We start from the raw sequence: 12,829 nt of genomic DNA, 5'->3' as shown, positions 1-12,829 counted from the left end.
CCGACTCCAGACACGAACCAAAGCCAATTCACGCCTGCCAGATAGCAGGTCTTTTCGAAATTGGCGAGAGCAGTTTTGCTATTCGGAAAGTTCCAGTAACGCACGTGCGGCGTTGACTTTGACATCGGTATCCTGATCCTGCAAGGCCCGTTCGAGAACGGCTGTTGCCATGCGGGCAGGTTTGCCCATTTTGGCCAGAGCCAGTGGGATTTCACGGCGGACAGCGACATCGCCTCGCAGCAGGAATTCAGACAGCACTGGAATGGCATCGCTGGCAGATGCACCCAGTTTACCTAGTTCCATGACAGCGTTTACCTGCTGCTCCACCGAACCTTGTCGCAGCCTGGAGAGCCAGAGCGATGTCGGTGCAGGCTTTACCGGAGCAGGAGAGTTGACAGGAGCCACGGCAGCGGTCTGCTGAACTGTAGGCCGGGTTGATGTTTGTGATACAGGAGTTGGAGCCGGGCCAAACATTGGCGAACTGGTTGCAGGTAGTTCTTTAGCTACTGGTTTTCTGACCGGGATTTGCCTTTGGACCGGAAGCGCAGTCAACGGCGCGGGTTTCGCTGGTGACGATGTTTCGACTTTCATGGCTGGCTTAGGCATTGGTCTGGATTCAACCGCAGGGACTTCGACCTTGGGTATTTCCAGCTTTGCCGGGACTTCGATTCTGGCTGGAACTTCCATCTTGGGAATCTCCAGTTTGGTCTCTTCCCTGATGGTCAGTGCAGGCTTCGGTGTCTCAACATTCGTCAAGCTTTCTGCTGGTTTCGCAGGCACCGATGTTACCACGGACTGCTGAACCACTTCAGTTTTTGTTGAGGTTGGAACACTCTTGAGTTCCATTGCTGCATCATTGCCAGTAACAGGTTTCTGCAAAGCTGCCAACACTGCCTGACGGACCTGTGAATCGGAATCGTTTTCCAGCTTGGTTAATTGCTGGCGAGCGGATTCTGTCAGCCCCAGAGCCTGCACGGTTCGTACAGCAACCCAGCGAACAAAGCAATCACTATCGTTGAGTGCCTTGGTTACCTGTTCCTTTGCATCTGCAGCATCGCTGCCCAGAGCTTCGAGCACACTCAAGGCGACCAGTCGCACAGAATGTTTGGAATGCTGAAGCATGGTTGCGAGAGTCTTGACTTCAGCTTGCCAGGTTTGTCGGGCTACGGGTGAAGCCAACGGGCCTTCACGGCTTAGTAATGCAAGATCGAGCAGGACCTGTTCCAGATTGCGTCGCTGGTGGGAGGAAAGCTCGGTTGAAGGAATTCGTTTCACTAATGGCGGTACGACTACTACCCAGGCAGCTACCACGCGTTGCATGGCAGGCACATCGGCTGGTTGCCAGGTGATGCGGCGAATGATGCCAAAGAGTTCTTTCAATGTCTGAATGGTTTGAGCGGTTTCAGCTGGCTGATTCTGCTGCAGCACTCGTGTGAGGTAAGCCATCTGGGAAGGTGTTGCTTCGGCCCAGGCATTGAGCAGCTTTTCGCGCTGCGCTGCATTGGTTTCAGCCCAGGCGGTGTTGGCAGTATGAATGACTGTTTTGGACCAGTCAGTGACGGACTCCACCGGAGCCTTCGGCTTATTCAATGGAAAACTTACCGTACCCAGCGAGGTCGTCTGAGCCAGACCGATAGATGTGAAGCACAGCATGAAACACGACAACCAGTAGGCGCTGGTTTGACGATACGACTTCATGCTACCACCTCCCGAGAGTATCCCACTTTCTTATCGGCTGTAAAGCTACGCAAACTTGAACGGCTGTAGTGAAACGGGGGCGTTCGGCGGTCTGATGTTTCGATTTTTCCCCGGAATTTGTAAACTGGCTAAACTGCGCTGACAGGAGAATACCGTTGAGGTTTCGAAATGAATGATCTGCAGTACCTTTATTTCCTGGCGCCTGCACTCTTACTTTCAGCATGGGCTGCCTGGCGGGTGAAAACGAATTTCGCTGAAGGCCAGAAAGTGATGGCCCGTTGCGGTTTGACTGGTGCTGAAGCAGCGGAACGGGTGCTCAAGCAGGCAGGTGTTATAGCGACTGTGGAGGAAGTGGAAGGTAAGTTGTCGGATCATTATGATCCACGAGGCAAGGTACTGCGTTTATCGTCGGAAGTGTATGAAGGCAAATCGCTCGCTGCACTGGGAGTTGCCTGCCATGAAGCAGGGCATGCGATTCAGGATGGTATGAACTATCCGTTTCTCGGTATTCGCAACCTCATTGTCCCGCTCGCGGGTTTCGGTTCTACCACAGGTATTGCAATGATCCTGGCGGGGCTGGGGCTTAGTGCCAGTGAGCAGGTGCTGGGCAAATGGATACTGATTGCAGGCATCGCTGCGTTTTCCATTACGGTGTTGTTTCAACTGCTCAACCTGCCTGTGGAATTCAATGCCACACGCCGTGGCCGGGAGAACCTGATCCTCGCTGGACTCGTCGGGGAAGATGAAGACAAGGTGATGGGCAAAGTATTGGAGGCAGCGGCCATGACGTATGTAGCTGCCACACTGACTTCGCTAGCTCAAGTTGCGTATTTCGTAGTCCGAGCAATGAATCCCAAAATGAAGACGAAACGGATTCCGAAAGTGGGACGAACACGCAAGAAGAGTTAAAGGCGATCGAGACCAATGATCCAGTGGATCAACTGCTCGAAGACATTCACATCGGTGATATAGCCGTTCCCCTGCCCGGTTAATTCGAAGTAATTGACCGGGTAACGATTCTCTTTCAGTTTCCCCGGCACCGCCCGGATAGCTTCGATCTGCGGATCCCGTTCGCCTGCCACCAGGAAGAAGCTGAGCCTTTGCTGATCAACATTTTCCTTGGGAGGCTGAGCGAGGCTGCCTCCTACGGAAGCCACGCCACGGATCATTTCCCGGGCATCAAAGCCCATATAGAGGGCAAACTGAGCACCCTGCCGCAGGCCATGCGCGACGATGCGCTGTCTGTCTATCGTGTACTGATTCAGCAGTGCACGTAGTTCCGATTGAATTTGATCAGATTCGCTGGTCATCCAGCCCTGCTGGTTTTCGGCGCGTGGCGCCATGAGTATCAGATGATGCTGGTTGCAGATCGGCTTCCAGACGGAAAGCATACCTTCCATCATGGCGTCGCCCGCTGGATGCAGCCAGAGCACCACCCCGTACGAGATATTGGGATCGTAATCTTCCGGAACGTAATACCAACTGGAGCGGCCACTGGTGGTGTCGTTCACTTCGTAGTAGCCGGTTTTCGGTTTCGCTGCAGGTACGGTTTTTGAGGGAGGGGCTTTCTCGGCTGGCCGTTTGCTCGGAGCTTTGCCTGGCGCAGGTGACTCGCCAGGCAATGGTTTTCGTTGTTCCAATGCTTTTTTTGCGGTGCCTACTGGCAGTTCGCCCACTGGCAATGCATCATCGAGAGATGCCAAAGCCACTGTGAGCGTTTTTGATTCTTTGGGCTTCTTCACCACCAGTTTTGTCTGCATGCCTGGAAGCATGCGGTTCATCAGGGCCAGGAGCAAGTTACGATCGCTGATGGGAACGTTATCCATGCGCATGATGCGGTCGCCTGGTTCAATGCCGGCTTTCGCGGCGGGCGATTCAGGATAGACATACCTTACCAGTACACCGTTTTCATTGTCATCACGCACCGGCAGAATGCCGAGATATGCATGCACATGGCTGGCAGGCTGGCCAGCCAGGGTCACTGATTCAAAAGAGAGTATCTCCTCACCTCGTTTGATTTTCAGTGAAATGGTATCGCCTTCGTACTTCGGCCCCATGGCGTGCAGGAACTGAGCCTGGTTCTTGATCGGCTTGCCATCGACACTCACAATCTTATCGCCTGGCTTGATGCCGAGCTTGCTCGCGGGCGATTCAAGGGTCACGCTGGTGATTTCACTTTCGGTCATGATGGGGTCTTCGTTTTTCATGATGACGCCCATGCGGCCCTTTTGCAGTGTTTTGCCCTGCTTCAGTTTGGGCAACACGGCTTGCACATCATCGAAAGGCACGGCAAAACCGATGCCTGAATCGTACCATTCCACTCCGGCAGTTTCTGATTCGCCTCGTGGAGCAAGAGGCACCAGGATGCCGATGACACGCCCCTGCAGATCAACTAGCGGTCCGCCGTAATTGACGGGTGATACCTTGGCATCAGTCTGCAGCGCCTTGCCCCAGACGCGGTCAAGAGCGCTGATGATGCCGACGCTGGCGCTGGGCATGGTGTTTTGTGAATCGCTCCAGGTTCGTCCGACGGCCATGGCCCATTGGCCGATTTTCAGTTCTTTCTGTGGAGCAACTGCGGGAACAGGCAATCCTGTGGCTTCAACCTTGAGCAGTGTCAGCATACGTGTCTGGTCTTCGGCAATCACTTTGGCTGCCAATGGATCCTTTCTGCCGGGAATCATGACCGTGATGGCAGCAGGCTTGTTGGCGAAATTAAAGGAACTGGAAAGAATGTAACCGTCGGCACTGACAATGGTACCAGTGGTGGGACCGGTGCCGCGCTGCACCGTGCCTTCTCGCTTGCCGATGAATTCAGCTCCACCTACGGTACGTACCTGCACTACGGTAGGAGCGATCTGGGAGAGTGCTTTCCGGGTTGCAGCTTCCAGTTCAGCATGCACATCGCCTGCGGGTGGCTGCAGCAAACAGAGTGTCAGGCAAATCCATGCAGACATATCCATACTCGCTAAAAATAACGGAGAACCTTGCGATAACGCTGGCGTAGACGATCGTAGAAGTAACAGAGCGGGAACATAATGAAGAGCACGACAATCCAGATAAAGTACGCCATGCCGAAGGAGAGTTTTAAATCGGGGTTAGTCACACCTTCCTGTCCCAGGAAGAGAGCAATGACACCGATCAGGTAGAAGTGTGCAATGAAATAGAAGAAAGCCGTTCTGCCATACACTGCCACCACATTGGCCCAGAGTGGAATAGTCTTGTCTGGACCGTCAAGCAGCCAGCGGAACAGTCCCAGCAACATCAGCAGTATTCCAACGGTCAAGGTCATGAAGACAATAGATGGCGGATACTTGGTAAACTGCCAGAATGCAGGCTGCATGTTATCAGCGCCATTGAGTGGCAAAGCTTCGGCATAGGTCCAGCCTGACATACGCAGAACCATACCAAGAATGACGCAAGCCAGCCCTGTGTAAGTAAACATGCGGGCAGAACGTGTAACGGAAGCTTCAGCAGGTTGTTCGAACAGTTTGAGTCCCATCCACCAGCCCACGGCAAAGATGCCAAGCCAGGGCAGGATGGGATAGAAAATGCCTAAACTACCCTTACCAAATCCAACCTTAGTCCAGATATCAAGCAGGTATCTTTCGCCAGTAAGCTGTGTAAAAGCTGTTGGGCCGTAGACCGGCGCCAGGAAAATGATGGCGAGACCCACAATGCCAATGAGGTCGCGTGGTAGCCAGCGCAGCACGAGGAAACATAGTGTGCAGGAACCGATGCAGGCAAGCACCATGAAAAAGATGGTGACTTTAAAAATCGGATACATGATGATGAAATCGGCAAGAATGAGTACGACACCCCGTATCAGAAGATCGAGAGTTATTTTCCCCTGACTGGTTCCGGCCTTCGTTGCTCGAACCACTGAAATGGCCAGGCCCATGCCTGCCAGAAGCTGAAAGCCGGGTGCACACAAATGTGTCAGCAGTCTGCTCCATTGCTGAGCGTCGCTGGTGTAGCCTTTGAAGTAGAAACTGCCTGGCAGCGAGATTTCAGGAGCAGGATGAACTGCGATAGCGCCGATGACGTGATCAAGCGCCATGATGATCATGATGACGCCACGCAGCACATCAATGGAAAGGTATCTATTCATCAATTATTTCTTGGCAGGAGTAACAGGTTGCAGTGGTTTACCCAGTGTCAATTCAAACGTAACGAGTTGTCCATCACGGCGCACGACCAGCCCGATTCTGGTGCCGGGCGATATTGGCGCCATGACTTCCTTAAAGGTCTTACAACTGGAGATCAGGCGTTCTTCGAGTTCTTCCGGAACATCAGCCCGGGGAGCTCGAACAAAGATGATCAGATCGTTGATGCGAAGACCAGCCTGGGCAGCAGGCGAACCGGGAATGATGTCTTCAATGTAAGGCGGCGTACGGTCGAGCACATCTGTGATGAGGGTGATGCCATGATAGGCTTTCTTATCTTCGATTACTGTATCTTCATTGCGAACCTGGCGTTTGTATTGCCCTTTCATGGCTTTCTGGGCGAAATCGGCCAGGGGAGCGAGTGGCATGGCATAGTTGACCCAGGTTTCGGTAAGCGTGTTTTTCAGTTCCTTGCCAATCAATCCGAGTGGTTCGCCCTGCCTGGTAGTGAGCAGGCCGCCGTTGGCGCCGGGGTTGTTGGTGATGGCATCGACGATGTAAGCCATGCCTTTATAATTCGCTTCTGTGATGCCTCGTCTGCCAGCAAAAGGAACGACCGCGGCAACGACACCCCGTAGCACGGAAACCGGTTCATCGCGCACCGCTACTTCAAACTGGTTCGAGAACGCCAGCACCCAATCGCCCGGCTGAGCCAGTGGCGCGGGCTTGGAGAGGTCATAGTGAGGTAAAGGCTGTTCCTTGAATGACTCCCGTTCCTTGATGCGAAGTAGGGCAACATCGAGTTGTGGTTCTGCCGCGACCAGTTCAGCGGTATGACGCGTGCCATCGTACAGATGCACGCGCAGATTCTGCGTATCGAGGGTGGGGGAATAGACCGTCAGGATGTATCCATCGGGCGAGATTACTACGCCGGTGCAGTAGGCATTCACGCCACGATAGCCACCTGCCCCGTAAATCTTGACCATCTTCTGATTCACTTCTCTGGCAATGCCGGCAAAGGTATCGTCGGCGAATGCGAAGCCAGTGAAGCACCAGCAAACCAGCAGTGCAATAGAACGGGAGAATCTCATTTCTTTTCCTCCCTCGCTGGCCCTGGTGTCAGGCTGGCCTTTGTCAATTTGTATAAACCAAACTCCCTATCTGCATGGCGAATCAGCAGGCGGGTTGGCAGCAGGTTGTCACCAGTCTTGGCGTAATCCAGAAACGTGAGTTCACAGGGATCGGTATCAGGCAGCAGCCAGCATTCGCAACCGAGCAGCATGCCATCTGCGGGATTAAAGTACCATTTGCAGACGGTTGCTGCATATTCAGTCTGGATCACATCAGCCAGCGTGTAGTTGGCCGGTTCACCGAGCGGGTAATAGGGTTCGGTGCCGGCATAAAAGAACGCAGCATCGAAACCGGTTTTTCCCTGAATGAGAAACCGCCGCCAGTGATAGAGCGTCATCGCCAAGCCACCGCTGCCCGCCGGTGATGCCAGGTTTTCAGGCGATTCACCCGCTTTGAGTGGTTCAATAATCGATTCCTTGTTATCGATTTTCACAGAGACCTGCTTGTCATCGATGGTGAGGAGGACTTCACTTTTGAGTGGCCTTTCTACTTCACCCTGGAACGACCAAGTGCCGGTCAATGCATCAAACTTGCCAGTTTTCGCGAATGCTGCAAGCACACGATCCCGTTCGAGTTCATTGAAGTAGTAATTGGTGAAACCTTCTTTTTTCTTGTAGAGTTTACGGCCTGCATGGGTGCTGGGCGCCTGAGCAGCGGGGGGCCTTGCAGGCTGTTCGCGATCGCGGCGTTTACCTTCACCGACAATTTCGCGAGCCTGCACGCCGGCAAGCCGGACCAAGATTTCCCGGCGAATACTGGTGGCATCCTTTTCCACACTCTGGTGTACATAAGTCATGGGCAACCGCCAGCCTTTGGGGTAGATGCCCAAAACGTTTTTGAACTGGTTGACACTGCCGATCGAGCGGCCTGCAAAAGCAATCAGTTCATCATCTTCTCGTAAACCTCGCCGATAAGCATCTGTCGTTTCCAGAACTTTCGTTACCCGCGTTCGGCCATCATCTTCCGTTTTCACCAAAGCGCCGAGCGTTGCATGATCGACATTCAGTCCGCCCCGCAGGTGCCCCATGAAATTCTTGATCTGGTTAATGGAAATGGCATACCCTGCACCAGAGTTCACCCGGCCACGTTTCTCAAACGAACCGCGACCGTTGATGCCAATGACTTCACCATCGAGATTGAAGAGGGGCCCACCGGAATTGCCGGGATTGATGGAGGCCTCAGTCTGCAGACAATCAGTGTATTCCAGGATAATGCCGGCTGGTCCCTGGTAGCGATGCGTGCCAGAGATGATGCCGAAGGTAACTGTCGGTGTGAAATCGGTAGCAAGGAGAAAGGGATTGCCCATCGCGATGGACCAGTCGCCAATCTGCACCTTGTCAGAATTTCCCATCGGGGCGAAAGGGAACGGTTTACCCGGCTCCTTGGGAATGAGTTTAATCATGGCCACATCGCCGACAGGATCAATGGAAACAATCACCGCATCGTAAAGCGTGCCATCGGCCAGGCCGCCATAGAGAAAGTTTCCGCAGGGTTGGGTGACATGAAAATTTGTCAGGCAGTAACCATCGGGATGGATGACAACACCTGAACCACCACCGCCTCCACCCGGACCAAAGACCGCCACGACTGCCGGACGTACTTTATCAATCGCAGCGATACGTTTCTGCTCTGCTGCCTGCAGAGAGGTCTTTTCCTGTGCTTTTAAACCATTGAGCAGGATCAACCAAGCCAGGAGCAGTAACATCCATCGCCCTGTAAACATGTTGATTCCTTACTTGATGAGCCTGGCATCGGCGAGGTTGATGTGATCTCCCAGATCGAGATCTTCGCCATAATCGACCACGATTCGCAGTTTCTGCAACCCCTTGATATCGACGTTGACCTGCTGCGGTTTGTTTTCGCGGCTGTTAATGTTGGTAGAGAGCAGCACCTTATCATCGCCTTCGATGCGTACCAGTGCATGAGCCGAACCTGCCATGGCATCATCGAGTCCTAGCGTGCAGCGGAAAGAGGAGTAGCCTTTGATATCGTATTCAAGAATGGTGCGGGAATGGAGAGCCAGGCCTTTTTCATAGACCCGCCTGCCTACGCTGAGCGGTCCGCCTTCCAGGTTCTTATCTTTGCGGTAACGAAAGAGGTCAGCCAGAATAGGCGACTCTTCGACTTTCAGCGGCTCCAGATCGGAGAGATAGACCAGCTTGCCGGGAGTCAAATCCATCTTGGTAATAGTGGAATTGGGTAACACCAGTTGTTTGCCGAGTTGCGTGGTGAGAGTGCAATCTGATTTGCCCCACTGCCAAGCGGTTGCGGTAAAGCAATTGCCAAATGTATCGTAAATGCGGGCAATGGCCTGGGGGCCAACACCAACACTCGAGCGGTGAAAATAGAGTCCTCGCAGGCGGGCTACATCAATATTGGATGCCTGATCGAGGCCTACAGCTTTGAAAACCAGCCGGGTTCCCTGGGCATTGGCTTCCTGTATCAGGCCCTGGTATGGCTCTATGTTGTTGCCTTCACGGCTTTGAACACGAATAACATCTTCCCTGGGACGTTCTGCTTCGAGAGCTTCAAAAGCAGCCAGCGATGCGGTATCCTGTGCATCACACACAATGACATGAACTTGATCGAATGTCACTGTCCAACGATGGCCGTTGATGAGCAGCAGTTCAATCTGCTTGGCTTTCATCTCAAGCGTGAGGCAATAGATCAGCGTGCCGTCAATGAGTTTTACTTTGAGATAGGGAACACGAGTCACGTTGCGTGCTGCATTGTTCCAGTCGATGGAAATAACCTCTTTCAGCGGGAAGGAGGTGATCTTGTCGCCTTCGCCGCTGCGGAGTTTGACCTCCGAGGAGTCGAGCGAGGTAATTTCGCCGACATGATTTGCGCCATCAATGGTTCTGATTTCCCCGGCTTGCAATGATGAGAATAGGCCGGTGAGAACACAACAGACGAGTAGAAGAAGTCGAAATCGGGATGTATTCACTACCGTTGACTCCGCCAACAGACTAGGGGCACGGTTGGCCATGCCCCTCAGACAAGAGTTGATTCGCAGGCTATTTGCCACCTGTCTGAAGTTTCTTCGTGAACCCTTCAGCAGCTTCGCGAATATGGGCAGGCAACTGTCGATTGACAGCTTCCAGGGCTTTCACTTTTTCCTTCTCAGGCATTTTACCCCAGACATCAGCGGTGAGGATCAGTTTTTTGTTCTCGACTTCACCTTTCCCGGCACCATTCATGACTTTACTCTCTTGAGCATGCTGCTCGGTTTTTGCCTGGCCCTGGCTTGGGGAACTCTTGTTGCACTGCTGGCACTGGTTTTCCATGTCCTTGATCAGCTTATCCAGCATGTTAATGACTTCTTTCTGCTTTTCCTGCGTTTTCGCACCACCCTGAGCGTTATCAAGCCGTCCTTCAATTTCTTCCATGCGGCGGGCTACATCGCCAAGATCCTGATCTTCCCACTTCTGCATTTCATCCTGCATCAGTGTGGTAACGACCAGGTATCGTTCCGGGGCGGTATTCTGCATGGATGACAGCAGACGACGGGCGGAGAGCAACCCGTCTTCCTTAAGCCGCAGCTTATTTTCGCAAACAGCCCGGTAGAAATAGTAGCTGGCCGGGTCTATCAGTTGTTCCGGGGTCAGTGATCGCAACAGGGCCAGTGCATCTTCATGCAGGCGCTTGTTGGTAAGGGCACGAGCCAGAAACAGTTTCAGATTATCTTTTACATAGGGCGTGTAGCTGGTTTCCTGCAACACGGGAGAACGCAGCAGTGAAGTACCTGGTTGCTGGCGAATGCTGGTGACCAGTTCGGCAATGGCGGGATCGACCTGGCTGAGCGAATCGACAGTACGATCAAGCAGCGTGCGGGTTTCCTGAGCAGCCCAGAGAGATTCGATGGCAGCCCATTTGGCTTTGCCATCGGCTTGATGCAGGACATAATCCTGTGCAAGCTTGCGAGCCTGTTCCAAAGCAGGCACCTGAATCTGCCCCAGCGACTGCACATCAGTCAGCGCAGGAGGCTGAGAAGGTGGCACAGGCCGTTTGCCATCAGCCCATACAGCAAGAGGCACGAACCAGGCAAAGGTCAACATACCAAGGCGTATAGTCCTGATCATTTATTCCTCCCCTTGGCGATATTATCTGTCACGTTCCAGATACGAAGCTGTCGCTTGGCCAGATCATTCAGTTCCTGAACAATGGCCGGTTCCTGGGCCTGCTCGCCTTCGTATCGCTTGCCCCACTGGGTAGTGCGGATATTAACACGAAGTTGCATAGCCTTGATCATCCGAAGTTCTGCGAGTTTGTCAATCAATTCCTGAGAATTGGAATTGTTATTATTGTTGTTCTGCTCGCTTTCCTTCTTGTCGCGCTGTTCCTGCTGCTGTTTCTTGAAAGCTTCAATCATCTCTTTCAGCGTGGCAATGATGTCTTCTTCAATCAACTGTGTTTCCTGACCGGCATCGATGCGACCCAGTCTGCGTGAAACCTGCATGATGTCGTTGCGTACCTGATGGAAGACTTCAATGAATGCTACCGCGGTTCCTTCTGCTTCAATGACTGCGATGGCATTGTCAGCTTCGTGCAGCACCTTGTCTTCATCTTCGCTTAAGCGTCTGCAGACCTGCTCATCTTCGCGTTCAGATTTGCCTTGACTGATGATGCGTGCCTGCACCTGCTTGGTGCCTGCATTGATGATTTCCTGCATCTGCAGCATTTTTTCACATCGTTTCTGCAGATCAGCCAATACACGTTCGATTTCTTCCTCACGCATCTGTCGCAGAATCTCTTCAAGCTTCTTACGAGCTTGTTCCAGCTTGGTTTTCGCATCTTCCTGATCGTTTATCGCATTCTTGCGTTCATTCTTTTCGATCTTTTCGCGGGCTTTGGATTGTGAATCGTTGGCGTCCTGAATTCGCTTGCGAGGAACGCCGGCATCCTGTTCTTCTTCTTTCTGCTCACCGGGCTTGCTCTTGCCGGACAGTCCTTCTTTGCCTTCAGCTTCTTTAGGCTGACCTTCCTTGGACTGACCTTCTTTTTGCTCACCTTCCTTCTGTTCGCCTTCTTTAGACTGGCCTTCCTTGGACTGGCCATCTTTGGATTCACCAGGCTTCGGTTTTCCATCTTTTGATGGAGCTGACTTATCCTGTGGTTTACTGTCCTTCTTTTCTGGCGGATTCCTGTCCTGCTGGTCTTTGGATTTCTGCTCTTTATCTTTCTGGTCTGATTTGGAGTTCGGTTTGTTCTCGCCAGGCTTACCGTCTTTCTGCTCGCCTGGCTTGGGGCCAGTCTTGGCTTCGTAGTCCTTGATCTGCTGCAGAATCTTCTGCACCTGCTTTTCTGCTACCTCCTGAGCTTTCTTTGCGTCTTCCTTATCGACGGCACTCGACTGATTCTTGCTGATGGCCACTTTCTGATCGCGGATAGCCTTTTCCAGTTCCTTGACCAGTTGCTTGAGGTATTCAACATGCTCCTTGGAGGAGCGTTCCGAGAGTAAGGCTGTCAGCAGTGCCTCCAAGTCGCCTTTGATTGCTCCACCCTTTTCGACTGCATTCTTAAGACGGGCAATGTCTGGCTCTTTCAGAACATCTGCGAGTTGAGTCAGGTTGATGGCGATATCTTTTTCACGAGCTTCCTGCAAGGCACGCAAGATGATCCGCGATTTTTCGACTCCTTCCTTGGTACCGGTGCGCTCGAGCTTGCTGGCAATCTTGATCAGAGTGCCTTCAAGAGCCTTGTAACTTCTGGCAATATCGTCCTGGGTACCGGAGAGATTGAGCGGAGGCTGTTTGCCCTGATCCTGACCCCATGTCAGCAGGGTGATGCTGCCTGCCAGGAATACGGTGAGTGCAATAATCCTTCGCATCGCTTTACCTCCACCTGCATTGTACATTGTACCTTACGCCAGGGAGCGGAGTGGCATTTCATCA

9 protein-coding genes are annotated in these 12,829 nt (G+C 52.8%); 1 reads left to right on the top strand and 8 read right to left on the bottom strand.

Going from position 1 to position 12,829, the window contains the following annotated elements; translation table 11 throughout:
- Nucleotides 1-78: 78 nt before the first annotated feature.
- A complete protein-coding gene (locus JNJ77_17920) occupies nt 79-1,698 on the bottom strand; it encodes a HEAT repeat domain-containing protein (protein MBL8824470.1) in 1,620 nt (539 codons plus the stop codon).
- Nucleotides 1,699-1,866: 168 nt separating this feature from the next.
- Between JNJ77_17920 and JNJ77_17915 the strand changes: the two genes are divergently transcribed.
- The gene (locus JNJ77_17915; GenBank protein MBL8824469.1) at nt 1,867-2,607 is read left to right on the top strand and encodes a zinc metallopeptidase; all 741 of its coding nucleotides are present in this window, start codon (nt 1,867-1,869) and stop codon (nt 2,605-2,607) included.
- Here JNJ77_17915 and JNJ77_17910 read toward each other — a convergent pair.
- Genes JNJ77_17910 through JNJ77_17880 form a run of 7 tightly spaced genes read right to left on the bottom strand, consistent with a single transcriptional unit; the run spans nt 2,604 to nt 12,765 of the window.
- Nucleotides 2,604-4,655 carry a PDZ domain-containing protein gene (locus JNJ77_17910; GenBank protein ID MBL8824468.1) on the bottom strand — a complete coding sequence of 684 codons (2,052 nt, stop codon included), beginning with the start codon at nt 4,653-4,655 and terminating at the stop codon, nt 2,604-2,606. The two genes, JNJ77_17915 and JNJ77_17910, sit on opposite strands and share 4 nt — an antisense overlap.
- 11 nt (nt 4,656-4,666) lie before the next feature.
- The gene (locus JNJ77_17905; GenBank protein MBL8824467.1) at nt 4,667-5,809 is read right to left on the bottom strand and encodes a DUF1624 domain-containing protein; all 1,143 of its coding nucleotides are present in this window, start codon (nt 5,807-5,809) and stop codon (nt 4,667-4,669) included.
- Nucleotides 5,810-5,812: 3 nt separating this feature from the next.
- On the bottom strand, nt 5,813-6,895 hold the full coding sequence (locus tag JNJ77_17900; GenBank protein ID MBL8824466.1) for a trypsin-like peptidase domain-containing protein: 1,083 nt from the start codon (nt 6,893-6,895) through the stop codon (nt 5,813-5,815).
- Complete coding sequence (locus JNJ77_17895) at nt 6,892-8,658, bottom strand: trypsin-like peptidase domain-containing protein (protein ID MBL8824465.1); 1,767 nt, start codon at nt 8,656-8,658, stop codon at nt 6,892-6,894. Before JNJ77_17895 ends, JNJ77_17900 begins: the two co-directional genes overlap by 4 nt.
- Nucleotides 8,659-8,667: 9 nt before the next feature.
- Nucleotides 8,668-9,924 (bottom strand): NPCBM/NEW2 domain-containing protein, encoded by a 1,257-nt coding sequence (locus tag JNJ77_17890; protein MBL8824464.1) that lies wholly within the window; start codon nt 9,922-9,924, stop codon nt 8,668-8,670.
- A gap of 28 nt (nt 9,925-9,952) precedes the next feature.
- A complete protein-coding gene (locus JNJ77_17885) occupies nt 9,953-11,017 on the bottom strand; it encodes a hypothetical protein (GenBank protein MBL8824463.1) in 1,065 nt (354 codons plus the stop codon).
- The gene (locus JNJ77_17880) at nt 11,014-12,765 is read right to left on the bottom strand and encodes a hypothetical protein (protein ID MBL8824462.1); all 1,752 of its coding nucleotides are present in this window, start codon (nt 12,763-12,765) and stop codon (nt 11,014-11,016) included. Before JNJ77_17880 ends, JNJ77_17885 begins: the two co-directional genes overlap by 4 nt.
- Nucleotides 12,766-12,829 lie beyond the last annotated feature (64 nt).

It is taken from the genome of Planctomycetia bacterium (assembly GCA_016795155.1).
Lineage (GTDB): Bacteria > Planctomycetota > Planctomycetia > Gemmatales > HRBIN36 > JAEUIE01.
This window is presented reverse-complemented; position numbering and strand designations above follow the sequence as displayed.

What these genes read in the sequence shown, in the direction of transcription:
- JNJ77_17880 (MBL8824462.1), bottom strand. Translation starts at nt 12,765, where the DNA reads ATGCGAAGGATTATTGCACTCACCGTATTCCTGGCAGGCAGCATCACC.
- JNJ77_17905 (MBL8824467.1), bottom strand. Translation starts at nt 5,809, where the DNA reads ATGAATAGATACCTTTCCATTGATGTGCTGCGTGGCGTCATCATGATC.
- JNJ77_17900 (MBL8824466.1), bottom strand. Translation starts at nt 6,895, where the DNA reads ATGAGATTCTCCCGTTCTATTGCACTGCTGGTTTGCTGGTGCTTCACT.
- JNJ77_17890 (MBL8824464.1), bottom strand. Translation starts at nt 9,924, where the DNA reads ATGGCCAACCGTGCCCCTAGTCTGTTGGCGGAGTCAACGGTAGTGAAT.
- JNJ77_17920 (MBL8824470.1), bottom strand. Translation starts at nt 1,698, where the DNA reads ATGAAGTCGTATCGTCAAACCAGCGCCTACTGGTTGTCGTGTTTCATG.
- JNJ77_17910 (MBL8824468.1), bottom strand. Translation starts at nt 4,655, where the DNA reads ATGTCTGCATGGATTTGCCTGACACTCTGTTTGCTGCAGCCACCCGCA.
- JNJ77_17915 (MBL8824469.1), top strand. Translation starts at nt 1,867, where the DNA reads ATGAATGATCTGCAGTACCTTTATTTCCTGGCGCCTGCACTCTTACTT.
- JNJ77_17885 (MBL8824463.1), bottom strand. Translation starts at nt 11,017, where the DNA reads ATGATCAGGACTATACGCCTTGGTATGTTGACCTTTGCCTGGTTCGTG.
- JNJ77_17895 (MBL8824465.1), bottom strand. Translation starts at nt 8,658, where the DNA reads ATGTTTACAGGGCGATGGATGTTACTGCTCCTGGCTTGGTTGATCCTG.